Genomic DNA, 22,683 nt, shown 5'->3' on the forward strand with positions numbered 1-22,683 from the left:
ACGGTGTAAAAATGAATTTGTAAACAAATTTTGTTGATGGGAACGCGGTCTTCTCCCTCTTGGCGTTAGTTTTGTTGACATAATGTTCACACTTGCGCAATTACCTTGATAGTATTCCCGAAATGATGGAATCCTTCCAATTTCTTGCCGTTATTTTTGAACGAATTCGATCGGCAGTCCGTCCGGGTCCGCGATAAAGGTGTATTCTTTGCCGGTGAACGGATCGATGCGGATCGGCTCCACCGCTATCGACCGGGCTTCCAGATCCGTCGCGACCGCCCCCACGTCGTCCACCTCGAAGGCGAGATGGCGAAGACCGCGCGCCTCCGGCCGATTTACCCGTTCGGGCGGATTCGGAAACGAGAACAGCTCGATTTGGTAATCGTCGCCGATCGCCAGATCAAGCTTGTAGGATTCGCGTTCTTCCCTGAAGGTTTCGGCGACGACCGTCAGGCCGAGCACCTCCGTATAGAAATGCTTGGACAGCTCGTAATTCGAACAAATGATGGCGACATGATGGATTTTGTTCATTTTCATAAGGCACGCTCCTTCGCTTAAGCGGAATGGACAACCTGGTACGCGGTCTAGTATACCTTATCTCCGCGAACTATTCCCGCATGAATTCCTTCGAGAAACGAAGAGCTTTTCCGCTTTGTCTTTGCGGATATCCCGGCAGTCCGGGCATCCGCCGTGCCCAAGCCGTCATCCGGGGCATACGCATACTGCAGCATCCCATACTCTCGAGACAAGGAGTGAACTTTTCTCCCGTGTTTATGCCCAATCCCAATCAAACGCAAGGCGGCATGCAGCTGCAGCAGAAGGCGATGTACCTGATCGGCAGCCCCGTCGGGATTTCCTTGAAGAACGGCCAAGGCGTCTCCGGCAAGCTATGCGGCGTGCAAGGCGGCGAAGTCTACGTGCTGCAGTACATGTACGCGTCCCAATTCGCCACCTTTCACTATCCTTTCGGCGATATCAACGATATCTTCCCTTATCCGGCCTGCCAGTGAAGACGGATCGGGCATCGGCCGCCGCCGGTGCCCCTCCCGCTAAGAAGCATGAGGCGGATTCGCAACCGGCGGCATTGGGTAAAGACAGCCTGTTCGAACACGCTCGGGCGACGACGCATGGACGCATGAATGAGACCGTCGCATTCGCAGCAACCTATCGGTTGGCGGATTTGCCGGAAGCATCCGGGGCTTGCGTCATACTAATTTCAAAACGAAGGAGAGATCATACAATGGCTATCATGGAGAAGCAACAACTCGAGGCCCGTATCGCCGAAGCCTTGGACAAGCATCGAATCGGAGCATTCGCCACGGTGGAGGGCGGCCGGCCCAGGATACGCTACATGGCGGTTTTCCACGAGGGCTTGAACGTCTACCTCGCGACGGACCGCAAGACGCATAAAGTGGAAGAGCTGCGCACGAATCCGGCAATCTCGCTGCTGCTCGGCTACGACGGCGAGCAATCCTCGCAGATCGTGGAGATCGAAGGCACGGCGGACATCACCAAGGATAATGCCCTCCGCGGCAGGCTGTGGAACGACAGTCTCCGCGAATGGTTCAGCGGACCGGACGATCCCGACTACGTGATCCTCGCGATCGCGCCGGAAGAAATTCATTATTTCGACGAAGCGTCGAAGCAGCAGGTATGGAAGCCGGAATGACGAGGACGAGCTTCCGCCGCGGGCTTGACGACGGCACGCGAAAGCCCCCGCTGAGCGCAGCGGGGGCTTTTCGGGCGGGAATCGACGAGCAAGCGACCGCCGAGAGGTCTTATTGCCTAGCGCCCAGCATCAGGCCAATTCCTTGAAGTCCTCAGATCAATCCGGGCAAGCCAACAACATACGCCGAGAAAAAGAGGCCCCGACGGAGGCCTCTCCCGTTCCATGCCTTGCCGTCAAAGCGAGCCCACGATCAGATTGGCAAAAAACTCGCCGCCGCTGCGTTTCAGATGAACGCCGTCCTTGCCGAAGAAATCGGCGTGATCCTCGCTTGCCGTGTACCAGTCGATCAGCTTCGCGTTCGGCAGGCTCGATACGGTATCCGCCAGCATGTCGTTGACCGCATCCTGCCATTTGCGCGGAACGCGCGTATTGACGAAATAGATCGTCCGGTCGGGACCGATCTCATCCAGCAGCTGCTGCAGCTGTTTCGCGGTGAAAGACCCGTTCGTGCCGAGTTCGATGACGACCGTCCTGCCGAGCTGTTTGCGCTGCTTGAGGTCGGCGACCACGTCATCCGCCTGCGACAGCTGCCGTCCGACCTTGCCGTCGACGACGATGCCTTCGACCAGCTCCTCCAGGAACGGCTTGGCGTCCAAGATCACGGAGTCGCCGATGACGGTAATGCCGTCTTTGGCGACCGGCGGAACCGGCGGGTTCGCGCCGTCCGCGGAACCTGCGGGCGTATTCGTGCCGCCTGCCTGCCCTTTGCCGGGCATATCGCCCGGCTCGCCCGTATCGCCGACGTCGCCATTCGAGCCAGCGCCGGCTGTGCCGCGTTCTCCTCCGGTTGTACTGCCTTTGCCCCCGGCCGTACCTTCGCTCCCGGCGGCGTTCGAACCCCCGTTATCGCCGTTGCTTCCGGCAGTGTCTTTGCCCGTGTCACCCTCGGTATCGCTATTCGCGGGCGGCGATACGGTACCGCCGTCATCGCTTGGCTGCGTTGTTCCAGTCCCGCTCCCGCCATTCGCGCCTGCGCCGCCGGCTTCTCCGCTCTCGCTGCCCGCGCCGCCGTTTGCGGTCCTGCCGCCGACCCCCGGCTCCTCCGCCGACCCTGCAGGCTGATTGCCGGCCCCCGGCTCCTCCGCCGACCCTGCAGGCTGATTCCCCGTCCCGGCCGCGTCGCTGCCCGTTTGATGATTCCCGGACGGCACAACGCCGGACTCGTCGCCTTTAGCGCCTGTATCCGCCGTTTGACCGCTGCCCGTCTGGGCTTTCCCGTTATCCCCTTGCACCAAATTGTTTTGGCTGGAGCAGGAGACGCTCGCGATGACGAGCGCGCAGATGCAGGCCAGCATCATGCCGCGTCTTCGCCCGGGCTGCAGACCTTGGCCCGTTCGCAGTTGGCCAAACAGCCTGCCAAGCGCCCCATGGCGGATCGGTTCTTCGACGTACCGCCAGGACAGCTCGGCGAGCGCCATCGAAGCGAGCACTTGAATCAGCGCGCGCAGCGGCTGAAATTCATCTGCCTGCGCGGCCGGCGTCGAGAGCGCGATGACCGGATAATGGTACAAATAAATGCCGTACGAGCGGGCGCCGAACCACTGCAGCGGCTTGCTGCCGATGATTCGCGCAAGCCGGCTGGCCGGATGCGCCATGGCGGCCACGACCGCCGCTGCCGCCAGCGAAAGCACGACCATGCCACCGCGGTACAGGAACGCATCGTATTCGCCGACCGTGGCGATCATCAGCGCGACGACGAGCAGTCCGCCCGTGCCGATGGCATCCACCGCGATGCTTCCCCGGCGCGATATCGGCTCGGCCAGCTTCCAGCTCGGCCAGACGACCGCCAGGGCCGCGCCGATCAGCAAACCGAACGCCCGCGTATCCGTTCCGTAGTACACGCGGCTCGGATCGAGACCGGGCACGTAGATCAGCGCCATCGCGCCCGCGGACAACGCCGCCCCCGCCAAAATCCAGAGTATCAGCCGGCCGCGCTGCTTTACCGCGCGGACCAACACTACGAGCGCGATCGGCCATAGCAGGTAAAACTGCTCTTCGACCGCCAACGACCATAGATGGCCGAGCGGCGAAGGCGGGCCGAAGCTCTCGAAATAAGAAACGTGATGAAAGATCAACCGCCAGTTGCTATAGTAAAGCAGCGCCGACACGATTTCTCCCCTCATGGAGGCCAGCCGCGAAGCATCGGCGACCAACAGCCACGCGGAGACGAGGCCAAGCATGATCAGCATCGCGGGCAGCAATCTCCGCGCGCGCCGGATCCAAAAATCGCGCAGGTCAAGCCGCCCCTTCGCGGCATGCTGCTTCAATAGGATGTCCGTGATGAGGTATCCGGAGAGGACGAAGAATATACCGACGCCGAGCAGTCCGCCCGGCACCCACGAGAGGTTAAGATGATAAGCGATTACCGCGAAAACGGCGATCGCGCGCAACCCGTCGAGACCGGGCATATACCGGCTGCTTCCTAATGGTTTGGGCATCGATTATTCTCCTTCCAGAAGGGGAAATGGCCCCACTTGCTGTCTAAATTACCGCTGTTTTCCGGCTACAGAACGATTATAAAACGCCCCCTATTTAATGTCGTTACAGAAGAGTTACAACTCGGTGTCAAACTGGCATCGCCGCCCCGCGGCATGGACGGGCACGACGCCATGAAAACGCAAAAAAGGCCAACCAGTTGACTGGTTGACCTGCTGCCGCGAAAGCCGAATGCACCGGTTCCGAAGGCCGAGCCTCTCGGAAATCACGCGACTCGCGGACGAATCGCCGCCGAATTGCCTATCTCAATCGAAATAATCCGCCACGCCCCGGGCGATGGCAGCCGCGGCTTTCCTCTGGTAAGAGGACCCGCGGACGATCGACTCGTCCTTCTGGTTGGAGAGGAATCCGAGCTCCACCAGCGTCGCGACGGTCGCGTTCTCCCGAAGCACGTACAAGTCGCCGAACGAAAGCCCGTTGCTGCGAAGGCCGATGCCGGATTTGGACAGCTCCGCCTCCACCGCCGACGCCAGCGGCCTGTCCTTCTTGTCCGAATAGAAGAACGTCAGCGTGCCGCTCGTCTTCTTCACCGAGGAATTATAATGAATGCTGACGAACGCATCCGCATGATTGGACTCGCTGACCTGCACCCGTTCCGACAGCTCGGGCTTCACGTCCGTCGTCCGCGTCATGATGACCTTCGCGCCGAGCCGCGTGAGCTCCTGCTTCAGGTACTGCGCGGTGCTGAGCGTCAGCTCCTTCTCCTTCGTGTCGTACGTCGTCCCGATCATGCCGGGATCGCTGCCGCCATGACCGGCATCCACGACGACGAGCTTGCCCCGAATGCCCGTGCCGCCGGACGAATGCTGCTGCGACACGCCTTTGTCGACGTATTCCTTCGCTACCCAGCCGGCAACGTTGCCGGATGTGCGGATCTTCAGCCAATCGCTCTGGCTGCCCGTGACCGTGACTTGTTCGCCCTGCGTCAAAGAACCGATCGTCTTGTAGCTTGTGCCCGGACCGGACCGGATGCGCAGCGAATCCGCGGTGACGGTCGCGGTCGAGCCCGGGCTCGTGCTCACCTTGCCGCCCGTCGAGGACGGGGACGAGCCCGCCGGTTGCCCGCTGTCGTCCTGCTTGCGGAGCAGGTAGCCCGCCGCATAGCCGCTTAATTTATTTTTCTTGATTAGCACCCAGCCGTCGTCGTCTTCCTCCGTGACGCTGACGACGTCGCCTGCCTTCAGCTGGCCCACGACGGATGCCTGGAGGGACGGCTCGCTGCGAATATTTAGCGCGGCGGTGATCACTTTCGCTTGATAGGGAAGCTTCGTTATGGCCGAAGCATCGTTGGAGCGCAAGCCGAGGCTGCCGACAATAACGACAAGAATAAGAGCCAGACCGAGTAATTTGGTTCGCATAGAATCTCCTTCCGGGAAATAAAAAAGGTAGACTACCATTATAGCAGGCGATGGAAAAATTCAACATCCTTAAATTCTCCCTAATTTGAAACGCTCGGTTTCATGACCATCAGCCTACGCCGCCCAGGCGTCATTAATAAACTTACCTTGTTTATCGGCCGAAACGGGGAAAGCTTAACGTCGGTCGCGTGATCCGCCGCCCCGCAGTTCGGCGAAACGCCGCGAATTCGTGATCCGACATCCGCGCGGCAGTGCGCGCTTGACGGCTCGTCCGACCGCAACAAAAAAAAGCCCCGGGCGAATCGTACGAGACGATTGCACGCAGGGCGATTCGAATACGCCGGTAAGTCAGCTATAACGGCTTGCGCCCGTACATGACGACGAAATTGAAATACTTGTAGACGCAATCCACGTCCGCGAAACCCGCCTGCTCAAGCCAGGCCAGCTGATCGCCGAGTCCCGCCATGCGGTCGATCTTCGTCCGCTCGCGCGCGGCGTCCAGTTCCGCTTGGGTGAGCCCGCTCGCCGCGATTTTGCTCCACCAGTCCTGCTTGTAGAGCGTATCGATGAACGGCGTGCGGCCGAGCACCTGATCGGCGTTAATGAAGATCCCGCCCGGCTTCAGGTTGGCGAAGGCATTTCCGTACACGACTTGCTTGCCTTCATCCGAGAGATGGTGAATGGACAAGCTCGAGACGATCAGATCGTACTCGCCCTCCGAACCATAGCTCGTGTAATCCTGGCATAAATATGCGATGTCCGGCTTTCCGCCGAACCGTTCTTTCGCGACGGCCAGCATGTTGTCCGACAAGTCGACCAGCGTCAGCCGCGCTTTCGGATGCTTCTGCAGCAGCATCGAAGCGAACAATCCCGTGCCCGCTCCCAGATCGAGGATGCGCGGCTCCTTCGCGTTCGTCACCGCCAGCGATACGGCCGTGCCGTAAAAGTCATCGAAGCAGGGAATCAATTTCCGGCGCTGCGCATCGTAGCCGTTCGCCGACGCATCGAACGTGCTGCGCACATGGTGCATGTTTTCCATCTCGACCACCTCCAAGGCTGTATCCATCATAATCCACGGCGCCGACGGCGTGAAATACGAAGAACCTATATCGTCCATTGGTTTCGCCTATGCGCATGCCGTTGCGAAGGACTGCCGGCAGCTACGGCCGCTTATCGGGATAAGCCTCAAGCGTCTCGAGCGTTCTCAGCATATGGTCGATCAGGACGGGCACGTCCTCCATCTGCTCCTCGTTGATTTTGCGGTTGAAATGCACCTCGATCTCGTTCTGGTACGAACGGTTCGGCTCGCCGTACAAGAAGCTGATCGTTTGCGTCGGCGGCATGTCCGGCTGCCAGATCTCCGTCAGCTGCCGCTCCGCGTTCGCGCAGGTTCGATCAATGTCTTCCACCGGCATGAAGAACCGGAGCCTGAGCTTGCACCCCGGAGACATTCCCGGTTGATCGAGAATTTCGGCAGCCAGCTCCTTCAAGGACGCTTCCAGCCGGATCTCGGCGGTAACGCCGCCGCCGCTCGCCAGCGAAAATTGCAGCGCGAACGCCCGGGACATGACGGCCATGTCCAGCCGGTCGATGCGATCCGTAATGACGACGCGCGCATCCAAATTGTCCAGATCGTAGACGCAATTCTCGATGGCGACCTTCAGGTTATCGAATATGGTTGGATCAAACACGACTGCTCAGCTCCCTTTTCGCAACGCCTGAAATCATGCTCCTTTCATTGTACGCCATTCCGAACGAAAAACCCTTCCACCATCGTGGAAGGGCCTTCGCATTTATCGGCGATCAAGGAATGAATTGTTGTACGATCCGGACGACCTTGCCGTCCTTCACCGTCAGATGATACGGATAATCGCTCGCGTCGAGAACGCCATTGTTGCGGTAGACCGCATTGAATTTCGCGAGCGAAATCGCTTGGTTCCACTCCGTCGTCGCATCCACCAGGCTGCCCGTGCGATCGTAAATCTGCATCAGGACGGCTGCCTGCGGATCGACCTCGAGCGTCTCCAGCTTCTCGTCGTCGTTGACGATATAATAACCGTCCGGCGCGCCGTCAAGCCCGGAATCCGGTTCGTCCTTCAGAAATTGTTCGTCCGCGGCCTTGCCTTCGAACCACGAGATCGGGTCGACCTGCAGCGTTTCCCGGCCGTCCTTCACGTCGATGCCGCGGATAAAGACCGTTATGGTATCCGGCGTTTGCTTGACCGGCGCATACTCGTTATCAACAGCCGACACCGTTGAAATGCAAGCCGATAAACCCAGAATGGTCAGCGCGATTCCTATAGCATGCCTCTTCACAAACACCATCTCCTCGCAGGCGAACGCAGCTGATTCGCTTGCGGTCCGCTTTCGTCTCTACGTCTACTATACCCGATTTCAGAGACTTTGATAGCCGACCTAAGGCTAGTTTTTGCTAAAGTTTAGCTTAAGCTTGAAGCGCCGCGAAAGGCATGCGACGGCGTTCCTTTCACGCCCGGACGATACGCGAAAATCCCCCCTGCGTGGGGCTGTTCCGCCAGCTGCTCGGGCGACAAGCCGATGCTCGCCGTGGTGATGTACATCGTCTCGAGATCATCGCCGCCGAAGATGCAGGACGACGCTTTGGCCGCGGGCACGTATACCGCATCCAGCTTCTCCCCGGTCTCCGGATTCCATCTGGACACCTGCCAGCCGCCCCAATGCGCGATCCAAAGCATGCCTTCGGCATCGATCGTCATGCCGTCCGGCGCGCCCTGCTCCGCTTGAAAATCGATGATGATCCGCGGATTGGCGATGCGCCCGAATGCCGCGTCGTAATCGAACGCCGTCACGGTCCCTTTCATGGAATCGATGTAGTACATCCCGGTCTCCTCGGCATTCCAGGCGATGCCGTTCGACACGCCGACGTTCTCATGCGCCTTGCGGCAGCCTAGATCGTTATCGAGCACATACAAGGCGCCGGTCACGTCGTGCTCCGCGTCTTCCATCGTACCGGCCCAGAATCGGCCGCGGGAATCGCATTTGCCGTCGTTGAACCGGTTGGCCGGCTTATCCGCTTCCGGATCGGCGATCGCGGTCAGCACGCCCGTCCGGCAATCGTACCGTTCGAACCCGTCCCGCGTGGAGAGATAGACGATTTCGCCGTCTTCCGCGGCCGACACGACGGCGCCGACGGTCTTGCCGATCGGAAATTGTTCGTTGCGGCCGGAGCGAACGTCCAGCCTGCCGAAGGAGCAGCCTTGAATATCCACCCAATACAGCTTGCCCTGCGCGGCGTTCCAATGCGGCCCTTCGGCCAAAATCGCTCTCGCGTCCAGCAGCAGCTCCGCCGCGTGCGCGAATTGTTCCGCTTTCGCTTGCGTCATGGTTTTCATCGCTCCCGAATGAGATTAGTCTTCCTTCACCGACTCGCGTTTCTCCCAGCCTTGCTTGAAGAGCGGCAGCCAGTTGCCGACCTGGTAAGGATGCTTGTCGATCTCCGCCAGATTCAACTCCACGCCGAGACCCGGTCCCTCCGGCGGCGTCAAGTAGCCGTTCTGCACGCGGAGCGCCGGCATCAGCACTTGTTCTTCCCACGGCTCGTTGAACTCGTCGAAAATTTCGTGCAGGTAGAAATTCGGCGTCGCCATGTTCAAATGGCTGCACACGACGGAGCAGACCGGGCCCTGCGCGCTGTGCGGCGCGGTGACGCCGTTGTGCGCATGGACCATGCCGCAAACCTGCTTCGACGCGGCAATCCCGAGAAACTGCGGCTCGAGCTGGATGATGTGGACCGCGTCGTGCCTCAGCAGCTCCGCGAACTGCTCGCGGGAATAATAATCCTCGCCGCACGCGACCGGTACCGGGCTGCGCCTGGCCACCTCCACCATCGACGACACCAAATGCGGCGGCACCGGCGCTTCGAACCACGTCGGTTCGTATTGCAGCATGGCGTCCGCGAACTGCAGCGCGGTGCTGACGCTGAAGCGGTTGTGGCCTTCGATGAGAATGTCGACGCCCGGCCCGACCGCTTCCCGGACCGCGGCGATATTCTCGAGCGCCGCCGCGAAATCCTGCCGGGTCACCGTCCGCCAAGCCGCGCCGAACGGATCGAACTTGAGCGCCGTATAGCCCTTGGCGGCGACGATTTTGGCCTTCTCGTGAAAGTTCTCCGGCGTGTTCGGTCCGCGGTACCAGCCGTTGGCGTACGCGCGCAGCTTGTCATGGCATCGGCCGCCGAGCAGCTTGTACAGCGGCTGGTTCGTCACCTTGCCCATGATGTCCCAGCAAGCGGTTTCAATAGCGGCCAGCGCGGAGCCTTGGATTTGCCCGCCGTCGGAATACACGTCGCGGAACAGCTTCAGGCTGATCGTCTCGACGTCGAACGGATCGCGTCCGATGACGAGATGCTTCAGCTCGTGAATCGCGGCCTCCACCGTCTTGGCGAAGCCGTTCAGCGTCCCCTCGCCGAGCCCCGTCACGCCCTCGTCGGTGTCGACGAGCACGAACAGCCAATTCTTCCACGGATTGCCCAAAATAAACGTGCGAATGTCGGTGATTCTCATTAGCGTCTCTCCCCTTGCGCGAAGTGTGGATTGCTAGCTTCAACGTAGCACAGGGGGGTGACAGCGACAAGATGTCTAACTTGTATACATGAGATGAATGGTTTGTGCTCACCGACGGAGGTCGGGGAGTACAGCATTCATCTGCTTCTTCGAAAGAGGCGATTGGTTTTCGTTCCCTGTCGCAAGACAGGGAATGCAGCATTCGCCTGCTTCCTCCCCCGTTCCCAATCAAAACATAATCTTCTTCACATACTCGATATGCGCTTCGATCAACTTCGCCGACAACGCCGGATCCTGTCCTGCCAGCGCCTCTCGGATCAGTCGATGCTCCTCGATGCTGCCGATCAGCCGCCGTTTGTTTTTGACGAACGTCATGCGTACCGCGAGGAGAAACTTATCCTGAATCCGCGACATGACCTCTGCGTATTCCTCGTTGTCCAATCCCCCGACGATCATGGCATGGAACGCCCGATCCAATTCCACGTAGCCCGAGATATCGTCATGGCGAATCGCCTCGTCCTGCAGCGCGATGTTGGCATCCAGCCTTTGGAAGAACGGCGCATCCATCCTCCCCGTCAGCTTTCGGGCGGCGTACGTTTCCAACGAAAGCCGAAGCTCGTAGAATTCGAGAATTTTCTTCAGCGACAGCTCCTGCACGATTACGCCCTGCTTGGGCGAAAGCTTTACCAGCCCCATCATTTCCAAACGGTCCAGCGCAGAGCGGATCGGCGTCTTGCTCATGCCGAGCAGCTCGCTCAGAAACTTCTCCGTCAAGAAGGTTCCCCCGGACCATTCCCCGTTCACGATATGCTGCTTGATGACCTGAAACGCCGTTTCGCGCAGCGTGACGGCCGCATCCCGCTTGTCCAATCTGCCCAGCTCCTCGCCGATGGAGTTTCCATTCTTCCTTGATGCCATGCCTCCCGGCTTCGTACACCGAGAGTCGCGGCATTCATGCCTATGCTATACTTCAACTAAAGACTTCACCGGAGGAGGCTGCATAAGCACGCATGACCCAACGCTCGCTTCGCGATCAAGCCTATCATAGCATTTACGCCCAAATCATTGCAGGCACACTTGCGCAAGGCACGGTAACCTCGGAGGTCCAGCTCGGCTCGCGGCTCGACATGAGCCGAACGCCGATCCGGGCCGCGCTCCAAAGGCTGGAGACGGAGGGCTTCGTGCGGATCATCCCGAAACACGGCGTGCTCGTGCTCGACGCGTCGGCAAGGCGTACCGGCGACCTGCTGGAACTGATCGCCGCCATGCTCCTCTTTGCGGTCATCGGCACGAGACGGCTCGATCCGGAAAGCCTGAGCGGACTGTCCAAGGAGCTGGGCGCCGAGCTGCAAGCCAGGCTCGGTGCGGATTCGGTCGGCGACGGTCCGGAAAGTCTCTCCTCGTTCGAGCTTGCCGCCATCCGCAGCATCATCGCGCTCGGCCATAATCAAGAGATGGACGATACGCTGACGCGCACCGCCGCGCGGCTGCTCTGGCCGACTGCCGCAAGACGCTGGGCAGCGCCTCATCGCGGAGAAATGGCAGCGGTCATGCGAGCCTTGCTGGACGGTTTGCCCGACCCGATCGAAACTTTCCAAACCGCGCTCCTCCGGTACCTGCATATCTTGAAGAAAACGTGGGCATAACCGCCTGTATCGCGTTTGACTCGTATTCCTTGAACGCAACCCGCCATAGCACCGACAAAAAACGTTCTCGCCTAAGCGGGAACGTTTTTTTCGCCTGCGGAGTTTCCGCCTGTCATCGATTTATATATTGACTCGATATATACTGACCTGATATATTAAATCCATCGCCAAACTATATCGCGGGAGGCCGTTATACGCATGAACAGTCAAGATGTCATATTGGGCTTGCTTCACCGCCAGCCGTTATCCGGGTACGAGATCAAGCAAATGCTCGAGATGCCGCTGTCCTTCTTCTTCGATGCCAGCTTCGGCACGATTTATCCGACGCTCGCGAAGCTGGAAGCGCAGGGCTACATCCTCAAGGAAAGCGTCATTCAGGAAAGCCGCCCGAACAAAAACGTCTATTCGCTGACCGAAGCGGGGCGGGCGCAGTTTCAGGCCTATTTGGAATCGCCGGTGGAGAAGGACGTCTACCGCTCGGACTTTATGGTGCGGATGTTCTTCGGCGAGCATATGGACCACGATACGCTGACCGACTGGGTACGCGACGAGATTCGCAAGTCCGAGGAAGCGGAGAAGCAGATAAGCCTGATAAAGCAAAAAGTTACCGAGATGAAGCCCGAACTGTCGACGGTAAAGACGCTCTGTCTCGACATCGGCTTCGAACTGAACGCGGCCAAGACCAAGACCCTGCACGAAGCGCTGCGAAAGCTTACGGAGCTTGAATAGCCCCGTTCGGCGCGCAGCCGCACAGGTCAACCACCTTATATCGACTTGAAAGGAGAGGCAACGTCCATGTCAACGGCTTCGAAACATACGGGACTCATCGTCCTGTCCATGGCATTAGGATTGCTGATGGCCTCGCTGGATAACACGATCGTATCCGCCAGCGTCAATAAGGTCATCGAGAACATCGGAGGATTCGAGAAAATCTCGTGGGTATTTACCGCCTACATGCTCGCGGCCACCAGCACCATGCTTATTTTCGGCAAGCTGTCCGATTTGTTCGGTCGCAAGAAGTTTTACCTGATCGGCATATCCCTATTCCTGATCGGCTCCGCTCTCTGCGGCATGGCGCAAACCATCGACCAATTGATCTGGTTCCGCGTCATCCAAGGCATCGGCTCCGGCTCCGTCTTTCCGATATCGTTTTCCATTATTTTCACGCTGTTCGGCGATCCCAAGCAGGCGGCCAAGCTGTCCGGGGTCATGGGCGCCGTGTTCGGCCTGTCGTCCGTCGCCGGTCCGCAGCTCGGCACCTTGATCTCGGAGCACTTCAGCTGGCGCTGGTGCTTCTACGTCAACCTGCCGATCGGCATCGCCTCCATGCTCGTGCTGCTGTTCTCCCTCCGCGAGTCGAAGGCCGAGCGCAAGCCGAAGATCGATTATCTTGGCGCCGTTTTGCTGATCGTCACGACGGTCTCCGTCCTGCTCGCGCTTGAGCTGGGCGGCAAGGATTACGCTTGGGGCTCCTGGCAAATCATCGGACTCTTCGCGATCGGCGCGCTGGGCGCGGTCTCGTTCCTGCGGGTCGAATCCAAGGCCGAGGAACCGATGCTGCCGCTCTCGATCTTCAAGCATCGGCTGGTGCTCGGCACGAGCCTGCTCTGTTTCTGCCAAGGGTTCATCATGTTCTCGGCCATCACGTACCTGCCGCTCTACGCGACGAGCGTGCTCGGCAAAGCCAATTCCAACGGCGTCCTGACGCCGATGATGGCTTCCCTGATCGGCGGCGCGATCGCGGCGGGCTTCGTCGCGGGCAAATTGAAGTTCCGTACGGTGATGTTCGCGAACATGGCGCTCGGCGTCGTCGCTTCCCTCCTGCTCATGAATCTTTCGCCGGATATGCCGTACTGGCAGGTGATCGGCATCATGATCCTGCTCGGTCTCGGCGTGATCGGACCGCTGATGAGCATGGGCCAGAGCGCGGTGGCGATGGCCGTGGATACGAGATACATCGGCATCTCCTCCTCCGTCGTCGGCTTTTGGCGCAATATCGGCGGCGTGATGGGCGCCTCCTTGATGGCCGTGCTCGTCAACGCGAGTCTGAAGGATTCGTCGCGGGAAGCGATCGCCGAATTCCAGTTGCCGAACGACCAGGCGGCGACGCTGACGAATCCGGAGACCGTTCTCCGCGGCGCATCGGATATGCCCGCTGACCTGCTTGCCTTCATGCGGGATGCGATCGGCAACGCCATCTCTCACGGCTTCATTCTCGCCTTGTTCGTCATGGCGGCAGGCGCGATTATCGCGCTTACGCTCGGCAATGCGCGCCTGCAGAAGAAGCCGGAAGCGGCTGAAGACAATGCCGCTGTCGTGCATACGGCCTAACCTGACGCGCTCTTGCGGCATCTACAACGACACGTCTTCGCCCGAATACCAAAAACGTCCCTGCCGACTAACGGCGGGGACGTTTTTGGGTCTTTGCTTTTTCGTAAGCTTACGCCGCATCAGCATTCATGCGGGCGCCTCCAACATCTACGCGAATGTAACCGTCCCGCCATCCAGCGAAGCGATGCGCGCGAGCGATTCTACCCGGTATCCGAGCTCGAGCAGCTTGCCGCGTCCGGATTGAAACGACTTCTCGATGAGGATCCCGATGCCGGCAACCTCGGCGCCGGCTTGGCCGACGATACGCGCCATGCCGAGCGCGGCCTCGCCGTGCGCGAGGAAGTCATCGATGATCAGCACGCGATCCGTCGGCGCCAGAAACTTGCGCGACACGGTGACCTCGCTTTCTTCCTGTTTCGTATAGGAATAGACCCGCTCCGTATAGAGATCCTCTCGCAGCGTCAACGATTTTCGCTTGCGCGCGAACACCATCGGCACCCGCATCCGAAGCGCCGTCATCACGGCCGGGGCGATGCCCGACGACTCGATCGTCATGATTTTGGTCACGCCGCTTTCCGAGAACAGCTGCTCGAACGTCCGCCCGATCTCGTGCATCAGCTCCGCGTCCACTTGATGATTCAAGAACGTATCCACCTTGAGCACGCTGCCCTCCAGCACGATGCCTTCCTGTTTGATCTTTTCTTTCAAAAGCTCCACTGCGGCTGCTCCTCCTTCAATCCATTTCCACATGCATCCCTATATTATGGCTTATTACGCGCTTGGAACGCCATAGCCTATTTCTGCCGCCTCCGTGCAGCTTCCGTTATTTCGGTAAGCGCGCGGCAAATAAAACCCCTCGAAGCTTCCCTGGCATGACCGCAAACGGTCGCCATTCGCTTCAAGGGGCGTGTTCTCGTCAATCTTTGTTCTTCTTACACCTCGCCTGGCTCGACGACCATTTGCTCCTGCGCTTCGATCCGCATCCCCGGCGGGGCGTTCACGACCGCGCGCAGCTCGCCATCGGCATCCAGATGCCACTTGATCGTCAGCGGCCCAAGCGGCGTGTTCACCGTGCCGCTGCATGCGCGGATGCCGCCGACCGCGGCCGGCGCGACGCGAACGCGGCGGTAGCCCGGCTCGAGCGGTTGCACGCCGAGCACGGTTTCGCCAATCCACTTCGCCGGCGTGCTGGACCAAGCATGGCACAGGCTTATCCGGTAGGAGCCGTACGCGGTATAGGTCGTAAGCGCATCGTGGTAATCCTCCGCCCCGGTCGTATCCAACTTGAAAGCCTCCCAGAAAGCGGTTGCGCCATGGTCCAGCATCCCGCCCCATACTTTATCGATAACATCGTACGCCTGCTCGTGACGGCCGTAACGGGAATAGCATTCCGCGAGCTGAAACGCAGATAGAGGAGTAAGCGGATCCTGCAGCGAGCAGCTCTCGAGAAACGCGACCGCCTCCTCGTCCGAGACGTATCCGCTCGCGATGCCGAGCGTTTTCACCGCGAGCGCGTGATCCTTTTTCAGATAGTCGCTGCCCTTCAACGCCTTTTTCGGCCATTGGAACGACAGTTCGAGCTCCGGCAGGAACGCGGCCAGCTTTTTCAGGTCATGGTGCGTCAGCGCATAAATCGCTTGCAATGCGAGCAGCTTCTCGTCGCCCGTCATCGGAACCCATTCCACCAGAACGCCGTCCTGCTGCACGAGCAATCCTTCGCCGGGCCGGGTATTCCGCTGCACCCAAGCGACATGGCGCCGCAGCGGCTCCTTCAGCTCCAGGACGAAATCCTTGTCGCCCGTCTGTTCGTAATACTCGCAGACCGTCTTGATCCACCAGAGCGTGTATTCGCAAATGCCGTTCATCCAGTGGCCGCTCGGCGTGCCGAACCCCAGCTCCCGAACCGCGCGTCGGATGACGGCATAGTCGTCCCATACGAAATAGCACGATTTCGCCGCCAAATAGAAATCGAACGTCCAGTTGAGACGATCCCGCTTGATCCCGTCCCACAAACCGATCTGATGGCAGATGCGGCTCGTATGCGCCGATACCTCGAATATGGCGTTCAGCCGGGCGGAATCGCTCTCCAGCTTGCCGACTTGATTCAGCGCGACATGCACCGATTGGAAGGTCAGCGCTAGGTCGAAAGGCTGTCCGATCTCGCCCAGCACATGCAAGCGGATGTATCGAAAGCCTTGCGGAAGCGTGCATGCGGTCTGTCCCGGCTGCACGACGACCCATTCCGTGATGCATCCGTCGTAGCGCTGGAGCTCCTGCAGCGATTCAGCGCCGTTCCATAACAGTTTTACGGGCTTCAGGCCGTTGTTGGCCGCGATAAACCGGCAATTATGCTCGGCACCGAGATCCAGCACGACCGCGGAAGCCTCCCCCAGCGCCATGTCGTTTTGAATGGCGCGCATGGCTTTCCATTCGTTCTGCTTGCGAAGATGATAGAACAGCTCCAGCTGCTGCTGCTTCGGAAGCGCGATGTCCCCGTCTTGAGCGTGCACGCCGGTCAGTCTTGCCTTGGCGCCGCTGACGGATGCTTGCGCCGCCGTGGCGTCCAGCAGCGTAACGCCGGTCAAGTCGAAAGCCCGAATATCGCCGAATCCGCCGGCTACGAACGTGTTCGGACTGTTCTCCAAGTCGCCGAACGGCTCTTCGCCTAGCAGGCAAATCACTGCGGCATCGCTTTCGTCCGAGCGCCAGGATTCGTCCGTTGCCAGCCAGAAGCCTTCGCCCTGCAGGTATGCGATCGCCCCTACCCTGCGGTTCCACAGGTAATAGTTCACTTCCGCCAGCGGGACGATTTCGCTGCATTCCAGCTCAAGGCGCAGCTCGTGCTCCCCGGGCTGAAGCGTCTCCGGAAACCGGGCGATTTGCTTGAAAGCTCCGGCGTTGCCGGCTTGTTCTTCCACCGCGGCAACAAGCGCGCCATTCAGAAAAACGCGGGCTCCGCCCGTAAACGCGGCATGCAGGGAGACGTGGCGAATTTCATGCGTTGCCTTGAACGTACGGGTCAGCGAAAGGCTGAGCCTGCGTTCCCGATCCGGATGCCATATCCATTTCGGCAGCTTCGTTTCCGTAGATTGCGTCTCCATAACGTTCCTCTTTTCGATTGCGATTTGACGGCTACGATTTAACGGCGCCCGATACCATGCCTTCGATGTAATATTTCATGCCGAATAGAATAACGAGAATCGTCGGAACGCTGCCGATGATATAAGCCGAGAACGATAGTCCGATATCCGACCGGCCCGACTTGTTCAATCCGACCGCCGCCATCGTAAACGTCTGATGCGCTTGGTCCAGGACGATAAACGGCCACAGGTAATCGCTGTAGACCGCGAGGAAAGTCACGATGCCGATCGTGACGAGAATCGGAACGCACAGCGGCATCGCCACGCGCGCGTACAAATAAAACTCGCCGCCGCCGTCGATGCGCGCCGCTTCGAAGAGCTCCTCCGGCAGCGACTCGAATAAGGTTCGGCACAGCAGGATCCCAAGCAGCTGCGTCCCGGAGATATAAGGCAGGATCAGCCCCCAGAACGAGTGCGTCATATGCAGGTTGTTGATGATGGCGTACAGCGGCACGACCGTGAGCAGGGACGGAATCATCATGACGCCGATCAGCAGCAGGTACAGCGGGCCTTTAAGCGGAAATCGATGCCTGGCGAACACGTACCCCGACAGCGACCCGATCACGACCGCGCCGAACACGGTCACGACGCACACGAACAACGAATTGCCGATGCTGGATCTGACCGCTTTCCAGGCCGCCTCGTAGTTCTCGAAGTGAAGCTTCTCCGGCATGCCCCAGAAATCGATCAGCACCTCGAGCTGCGTTTTGAACGAGAAGAAGAGAAGCAACAGGAAGGGCACCAGCGTCAATAGGAGCAAAACGGAGAGCAGAACCCCACCTGGCCATTTTTTCAATGAACCCGACATGCGAGCGCCCCCTTTTAATAGTCCGTTTTTAGAAGTTTCATGTTGAACACCGTCACGATAAGGATAACCAGGAAAAGCGCAACGCCGATCGCGGAACCATAACCGTATTGCGAGCTTCCGAATGCCGCGTTGTACATGATCATCGCCGGATTCGTCGTCGCGACGCCCGGCCCGCCGCCCGTCATGATCAGGATTTTCACGTAGTCCTGCAAGCTGCCGATGATCGTGAGTATGATGACGACTTTGAATTGCGGAATGAGGAATGGCAGATGCATTTTGGTAAATACGTTCCAGCCGTTTGCCCCGTCGATTCGCGCCGCTTCGAGCTGCTCCTGGTTCATGTTGCCGATGGCCGCGTAGAAGATCAGGAACGGAAGACCGGATATGAACGGCAGCCCCATCAGGACGATAGACCAAATCGCCGTACCGTCTTCGCCTAGCCAAGCATGGGTCGCATTCATCCCGAGTCCGTGAAGCAGTTGATTCAGGAGCCCGTTCGTCGGATCGTAGATGTTCTGCCACAGCAGGATCGTCACGACGCCCGGCAGAAGCATCGGCAAGATAAAGCCGGTTCTGAACAGGTATTTGAGCTTGTTGCCGCCGAGCAAATAAATCAATTCCGCTCCGATCAGCGGGAACGCGATCGCCTTGACGATATCCGTCACCGAATAGATGAGCTGGTTTTTCGCGCCTGTCACGAACGACGTTTCGGTCCACATCCGTTTGAAGTTATCCAGTCCAACCCAACTCGACTGCACGAGATTCCATTTGGTGAAGGAATGAAAGAAGGCAAGTAAGACCGGGTAATACAGGAATGTCGCAATGAACAGAAACGAAGGGATAAGAAACAAATACGAAATGCCGTATCTCTTCCACTTGGCCAAGTTCATCCGTGGCTCTCCTTTGCATGGCGTCCGACATGGTAAAAGACGAGGACGGGGGTGGTCATCGCCACAGCCCCGTCACCGTTTGCGTTGCAGCTTATGGATTCGTTTTCGGATCCAGGTCGAGTTTATTGTCCTTGATGTATTGCTCGTTCGTTTTCTTCGTCAAATCGGCGCGTTTCTTCAAATAATCGGCGAGCGAGAGCTTGTCGTTGTAGTACTGAAGCTCAAGGCTCTTCATCTCCGCCGTTGCGTTCGGCTCCGCGGAAGGATTGCCGCCCGTCAACAGCGCGATGGCCGTCATATTGCCGGCTACTTTGAATCCCTCCAGGTAGGAGTTAACCTCATCCGACAAGGTTACGCCCTTCACGAGGCTCGGGCCCTGAACGAATTGGCCGGCGTTGATCGTGTCCGTGAATACCTTTTGCGCTTCGCCCGGCGAGTACAGGAATTGCAGGAAATCCTCGGAGCGCTCTACCGTATCTTTGTCTTTCTTGTTCGTAACGGACAGTTGGTGGCCGGGGACGAGAATACCGCGGGGATGTCCCGGAAAGTTCGGGTCTGGCGTCGCAAAGTCCGGAAATTTGAACGTGCCCCACTGGAACGCTTTATCGCCGAGCGACTTCTGATCCTTCAGGATCTGGCCGACCTGCCAGCTTCCGTTCCAATAAGCGGCCGCCTTGCCGGCGATGAAGAGCTGGTAAGCGTCTCCGTCCTTCATCGTTGCGTAGCCGGGCTGCAGAAATTTCGACAGCTCTTTCAACGTCGACCATGTCTTTTGTTCGGCCGGGCCCTGGGCGTCGTATTTGCCGGACTTCCACAAGGCCAGCTGGCGTTCCGTATCCGCCACGGCACCGATATCGAAGAATGGATTATTGACGTCGTATTTTACCTTGGCATTGATCGCTTCGACCTGCGGCGTATCTCTGGCGTCGCCTGCTTGAACGAGCGTCTCGGGCACGTATTGGCGCGTCGACCAGTCGAGGAATGCGCTGACCATCCAGCCTTCATAGTCGCTTCCCGTAGCTTGGGACATGGCAAGCGGAATGACGCCGGAGTCCTTCAGCTTCTGCAGGTCGGCAAACAGGTCTTCCCAAGTCGTCGGCGCATCCGCGATGCCCGCTTTCGCGAAGAGATCCTTGTTATAAAAGAACCCGGTTCCGACGATATCGAACGGGAGCATGAAGATGTTGCCGTCAGCCGTGTACGCGTACGGCCAGTAGTCCGCGTTGATGCCGTCCCACAGCGATGTGCCGTTGTTGTAAGGGTTCGGTTTCTTGACGAAATCGTCCAGCTTCAGCAGGAAGCCCTTCTTGACATTGTTCGCCGGGCTGTCGCCGAGCAGATTCGCATGCACGATATCCGGCGCATCGTCGCCGCCGGCAGCCATCTTCGCTTGAAAAGAAGTCTGGTAGGTCGTGTTGTCGGACACGATATCGATTTTCACGGTGGTTTCCGGATGCAGTTTATGGTAATCGTCGGCAGCGGTTTGAAGTCCAGCCGTGTAATAGTTGGTAATCGTGGAGAACGTGATCGTTTTGTCCGCTTTAGCCGGTTCGTTTGTCGCGGTATTGCCTGTGTCGGTTGAATCGCCCGTATTGGTTGAATTGCCCTTGTCCGTTGAGATGCCCGCGTTGGTTGCGTTAGTAGACGTGTCATTCGCGGTGTTCGCCGTGTCGCCGGAGTTTGCGTCGTTATTCGATCCGCAAGCCGCAAGCAACGTTGCCGAAAGGACGGTTGTGGTAAGTAAAGCAACAACTTTCTTGTTTTGCATGAACTTAACCCCCCAGAGTGATAAGCATGATTTTATTCACCACATAAAACGTTTTATACAAACCAATCCGCCTGATCATCATCACCTCGAGAAAGATGATTTTCAGATTGTAAGCACTTACATTTACTTATATTCACATCTTACCATTACCTGGGCACATCTAACAACATAAAACTAAAACGTTTTTTATAACTGTAGGGACCTTGATTTTACTGGGTTTTCGCGCACTAAATCATAAAACGCTCGCTAAAAAAGCCGTTCCAATGCCCGAATGGTATAAAACGTTTTTATCATGATTAATAATACCGCTTCCCAGGTCCCGATCGCTGAACGACTCCAAGGTCATGCTTGCTGTTCCTGTTAGCCACCGATTTATGCTATCCACCATTTCTTCGCTGTGCACGAATCCTAACTCATCAATACTGTCCCTAAGGGCAAAGCACACTAACTCAAGACTTTGGTGCCACTCCCTAGGGCAAGCACAATAATCGAAGATCTTGCCACACAACAAAAAAGCTCCCCGCGTAAGCAAGGAGCTGAATCGTAAAAATATGGTCGGGACGACACGATTTGAACATGCGACCCCCTGGTCCCAAACCAGGTGCTCTACCAAGCTGAGCTACGTCCCGTTATGTAACGATTAATTTTAAAATGGCGCGCCCTGAGAGATTCGAACTCCCGGCCTTTTGATTCGTAGTCAAACGCTCTATCCAGCTGAGCTAAGGGCGCAAAATATGGAGCGGAAGACGGGAATCGAACCCGCGACCCTCGCCTTGGCAAGGCGATGCTCTACCGCTGAGCCACTTCCGCATGATGCAATCTTTCCGTAAAGCAATCGGATCGATCTTCGAAGCATTCTTTGTTAAGGTCTTAATGCGCGTAGAGGGACTTGAACCCCCACGGTCGCCCGCCAGATCCTAAGTCTGGTGCGTCTGCCAATTCCGCCATACGCGCGCAAAAGAATTGTCATCTTCATTAAGAGAAAATGGTGAGCCATGTAGGACTCGAACCTACGACACCCTGATTAAAAGTCAGGTGCTCTACCAACTGAGCTAATGGCTCGAACAAATGGTGCCGGCGATAGGAGTCGAACCCACGACCTACTGATTACAAGTCAGTTGCTCTACCAACTGAGCTACACCGGCAAGTGATGTAAAAGTGCTTAATGAACATGGTGGCTCGGGACGGAATCGAACCGCCGACACGAGGATTTTCAGTCCTCTGCTCTACCGACTGAGCTACCGAGCCGCATGAGCAAGTGAAAAGAATGGCGGAGCCGACGGGATTCGAACCCGCGGTCTCCTGCGTGACAGGCAGGCATGTTGGGCCACTACACCACGGCTCCGTATTATTCACTTCGGAATGATCCGATAATGTCTGAAATTGGTTGCGGGGGCAGGATTTGAACCTGCGGCCTTCGGGTTATGAGCCCGACGAGCTACCGGGCTGCTCCACCCCGCGTCATTAAAAATACTGCTATGCAGTTATGGTGGAGGCTGACGGGATCGAACCGCCGACCCTCTGCTTGTAAGGCAGATGCTCTCCCAGCTGAGCTAAGCCTCCATGGGAACGAAAATGGTGACCCGTAGGGGACTCGAACCCCTGTTACCTCCGTGAAAGGGAGGTGTCTTAACCACTTGACCAACGGGCCGGAAGAATGTGAAACAAGTTCTGGCGGAGAGAGAGGGATTCGAACCCTCGCACCACTTGCGCAGTCTAACCCCTTAGCAGAGGGTCCCCTTGAGCCACTTGGGTATCTCTCCAGAAATGGCTCCCCGAACAGGACTCGAACCTGTGACAACTCGATTAACAGTCGAGTGCTCTACCAACTGAGCTATCAGGGAACGGTATGTAATTCGGGCAACTTCCACCCTGAAAACTGGATACGAACCTTTGCGAAGGTCTCTTGCTTAGCTGCATGCCGAATGTGCTTGGATAAGCCCTCGACCGATTAGTATTCGTCAGCTCCACACGTT

At 58.0% G+C, this 22,683-nt stretch carries 19 protein-coding genes and 13 tRNA genes; 5 read left to right on the plus strand and 27 right to left on the minus strand.

Annotated features, from left to right (window positions below; translation table 11 throughout):
* Window positions 1-150 precede the first annotated feature (150 nt).
* Complete coding sequence (gene gloA2, locus AC50YL_RS17035; RefSeq protein WP_494833386.1) at window positions 151-537, minus strand: SMU1112c/YaeR family gloxylase I-like metalloprotein; 387 nt, start codon at window positions 535-537, stop codon at window positions 151-153.
* 266 nt (window positions 538-803) lie between these two features.
* Between gloA2 and AC50YL_RS17040 the strand changes: the two genes are divergently transcribed.
* Together AC50YL_RS17040 and AC50YL_RS17045 are read left to right on the plus strand one after the other, a co-directional pair.
* Window positions 804-1,010 carry a hypothetical protein gene (locus AC50YL_RS17040; RefSeq protein WP_494833431.1) on the plus strand — a complete coding sequence of 69 codons (207 nt, stop codon included), beginning with the start codon at window positions 804-806 and terminating at the stop codon, window positions 1,008-1,010.
* A gap of 230 nt (window positions 1,011-1,240) precedes the next feature.
* Window positions 1,241-1,669: a pyridoxamine 5'-phosphate oxidase family protein gene (locus AC50YL_RS17045; RefSeq protein ID WP_494833387.1), complete on the plus strand. Its 429-nt coding sequence runs from the start codon at window positions 1,241-1,243 to the stop codon at window positions 1,667-1,669.
* A gap of 233 nt (window positions 1,670-1,902) precedes the next feature.
* Here AC50YL_RS17045 and AC50YL_RS17050 read toward each other — a convergent pair whose 3' ends face one another.
* The 8 genes from AC50YL_RS17050 to AC50YL_RS17085 form a co-directional block, all read right to left on the minus strand.
* Window positions 1,903-4,167 carry an acyltransferase family protein gene (locus tag AC50YL_RS17050; RefSeq protein ID WP_494833388.1) on the minus strand — a complete coding sequence of 755 codons (2,265 nt, stop codon included), beginning with the start codon at window positions 4,165-4,167 and terminating at the stop codon, window positions 1,903-1,905.
* Window positions 4,168-4,470: 303 nt separating this feature from the next.
* Window positions 4,471-5,583: an N-acetylmuramoyl-L-alanine amidase family protein gene (locus AC50YL_RS17055; protein ID WP_494833389.1), complete on the minus strand. Its 1,113-nt coding sequence runs from the start codon at window positions 5,581-5,583 to the stop codon at window positions 4,471-4,473.
* 352 nt (window positions 5,584-5,935) lie between these two features.
* The gene (locus AC50YL_RS17060; protein WP_494833390.1) at window positions 5,936-6,622 is read right to left on the minus strand and encodes a class I SAM-dependent methyltransferase; all 687 of its coding nucleotides are present in this window, start codon (window positions 6,620-6,622) and stop codon (window positions 5,936-5,938) included.
* Window positions 6,623-6,743: 121 nt separating this feature from the next.
* Window positions 6,744-7,274: a hypothetical protein gene (locus tag AC50YL_RS17065; RefSeq protein ID WP_494833391.1), complete on the minus strand. Its 531-nt coding sequence runs from the start codon at window positions 7,272-7,274 to the stop codon at window positions 6,744-6,746.
* 112 nt (window positions 7,275-7,386) lie between these two features.
* Complete coding sequence (locus AC50YL_RS17070; RefSeq protein WP_494833392.1) at window positions 7,387-7,899, minus strand: hypothetical protein; 513 nt, start codon at window positions 7,897-7,899, stop codon at window positions 7,387-7,389.
* A gap of 122 nt (window positions 7,900-8,021) precedes the next feature.
* The gene (locus AC50YL_RS17075; protein WP_494833393.1) at window positions 8,022-8,945 is read right to left on the minus strand and encodes an SMP-30/gluconolactonase/LRE family protein; all 924 of its coding nucleotides are present in this window, start codon (window positions 8,943-8,945) and stop codon (window positions 8,022-8,024) included.
* Window positions 8,946-8,969: 24 nt separating this feature from the next.
* Window positions 8,970-10,124 carry a mandelate racemase/muconate lactonizing enzyme family protein gene (locus AC50YL_RS17080; protein ID WP_494833394.1) on the minus strand — a complete coding sequence of 385 codons (1,155 nt, stop codon included), beginning with the start codon at window positions 10,122-10,124 and terminating at the stop codon, window positions 8,970-8,972.
* A gap of 228 nt (window positions 10,125-10,352) precedes the next feature.
* Window positions 10,353-11,042 (minus strand): GntR family transcriptional regulator, encoded by a 690-nt coding sequence (locus tag AC50YL_RS17085; RefSeq protein ID WP_494833395.1) that lies wholly within the window; start codon window positions 11,040-11,042, stop codon window positions 10,353-10,355.
* A gap of 92 nt (window positions 11,043-11,134) precedes the next feature.
* Between AC50YL_RS17085 and AC50YL_RS17090 the strand changes: the two genes are divergently transcribed.
* The 3 genes from AC50YL_RS17090 to AC50YL_RS17100 all read left to right on the plus strand — a co-directional run bounded on the left by AC50YL_RS17090 (window position 11,135) and on the right by AC50YL_RS17100 (window position 14,101).
* The gene (locus AC50YL_RS17090) at window positions 11,135-11,770 is read left to right on the plus strand and encodes a GntR family transcriptional regulator (protein ID WP_494833396.1); all 636 of its coding nucleotides are present in this window, start codon (window positions 11,135-11,137) and stop codon (window positions 11,768-11,770) included.
* A 198-nt stretch (window positions 11,771-11,968) separates the two neighbouring features.
* On the plus strand, window positions 11,969-12,499 hold the full coding sequence (locus tag AC50YL_RS17095; RefSeq protein WP_494833397.1) for a PadR family transcriptional regulator: 531 nt from the start codon (window positions 11,969-11,971) through the stop codon (window positions 12,497-12,499).
* A 66-nt stretch (window positions 12,500-12,565) separates the two neighbouring features.
* A complete protein-coding gene (locus AC50YL_RS17100; RefSeq protein ID WP_494833398.1) occupies window positions 12,566-14,101 on the plus strand; it encodes a DHA2 family efflux MFS transporter permease subunit in 1,536 nt (511 codons plus the stop codon).
* Between the two features lie 147 nt (window positions 14,102-14,248).
* On the opposite strand, the gene AC50YL_RS17105 is transcribed toward AC50YL_RS17100, so the two are convergent.
* From AC50YL_RS17105 to AC50YL_RS17190, 18 genes are all read right to left on the minus strand, one after another.
* A complete protein-coding gene (locus AC50YL_RS17105; RefSeq protein ID WP_494833399.1) occupies window positions 14,249-14,818 on the minus strand; it encodes a xanthine phosphoribosyltransferase in 570 nt (189 codons plus the stop codon).
* 215 nt (window positions 14,819-15,033) lie between these two features.
* On the minus strand, window positions 15,034-17,202 hold the full coding sequence (locus tag AC50YL_RS17110; RefSeq protein ID WP_494833400.1) for an alpha-L-rhamnosidase-related protein: 2,169 nt from the start codon (window positions 17,200-17,202) through the stop codon (window positions 15,034-15,036).
* Window positions 17,203-17,233: 31 nt separating this feature from the next.
* Window positions 17,234-18,049, minus strand: a complete 816-nt coding sequence (locus AC50YL_RS17115) for a carbohydrate ABC transporter permease (RefSeq protein WP_494833401.1) — start codon at window positions 18,047-18,049, stop codon at window positions 17,234-17,236.
* Between the two features lie 14 nt (window positions 18,050-18,063).
* Complete coding sequence (locus AC50YL_RS17120) at window positions 18,064-18,939, minus strand: carbohydrate ABC transporter permease (protein ID WP_494833402.1); 876 nt, start codon at window positions 18,937-18,939, stop codon at window positions 18,064-18,066.
* A gap of 91 nt (window positions 18,940-19,030) precedes the next feature.
* Entirely contained in the window at window positions 19,031-20,707 is a 1,677-nt protein-coding gene (locus tag AC50YL_RS17125; RefSeq protein WP_494833403.1) for an ABC transporter substrate-binding protein, read from the minus strand.
* A gap of 552 nt (window positions 20,708-21,259) precedes the next feature.
* Window positions 21,260-21,336 (minus strand) — tRNA-Pro (locus tag AC50YL_RS17130).
* A 23-nt stretch (window positions 21,337-21,359) separates the two neighbouring features.
* Window positions 21,360-21,436 (minus strand) — tRNA-Arg (locus AC50YL_RS17135).
* A gap of 6 nt (window positions 21,437-21,442) precedes the next feature.
* A tRNA-Gly gene (locus tag AC50YL_RS17140) sits at window positions 21,443-21,517 on the minus strand.
* A gap of 64 nt (window positions 21,518-21,581) precedes the next feature.
* Window positions 21,582-21,661 (minus strand) — tRNA-Leu (locus AC50YL_RS17145).
* A 32-nt stretch (window positions 21,662-21,693) separates the two neighbouring features.
* Window positions 21,694-21,769, minus strand: a tRNA-Lys gene (locus tag AC50YL_RS17150).
* Window positions 21,770-21,776: 7 nt separating this feature from the next.
* A tRNA-Thr gene (locus AC50YL_RS17155) sits at window positions 21,777-21,852 on the minus strand.
* Window positions 21,853-21,879: 27 nt separating this feature from the next.
* A tRNA-Phe gene (locus AC50YL_RS17160) sits at window positions 21,880-21,955 on the minus strand.
* A gap of 20 nt (window positions 21,956-21,975) precedes the next feature.
* A tRNA-Asp gene (locus AC50YL_RS17165) sits at window positions 21,976-22,052 on the minus strand.
* Between the two features lie 39 nt (window positions 22,053-22,091).
* Window positions 22,092-22,168: transfer RNA gene (locus AC50YL_RS17170), tRNA-Met, on the minus strand.
* Window positions 22,169-22,194: 26 nt separating this feature from the next.
* Window positions 22,195-22,270: transfer RNA gene (locus tag AC50YL_RS17175), tRNA-Val, on the minus strand.
* 13 nt (window positions 22,271-22,283) lie between these two features.
* A tRNA-Glu gene (locus AC50YL_RS17180) sits at window positions 22,284-22,358 on the minus strand.
* A 21-nt stretch (window positions 22,359-22,379) separates the two neighbouring features.
* Window positions 22,380-22,470: transfer RNA gene (locus AC50YL_RS17185), tRNA-Ser, on the minus strand.
* Window positions 22,471-22,475: 5 nt separating this feature from the next.
* Window positions 22,476-22,551, minus strand: a tRNA-Asn gene (locus AC50YL_RS17190).
* Between the last annotated feature and the right edge of the window lie 132 nt (window positions 22,552-22,683).

Source organism: Paenibacillus sp. J22P277, from assembly GCF_059383675.1.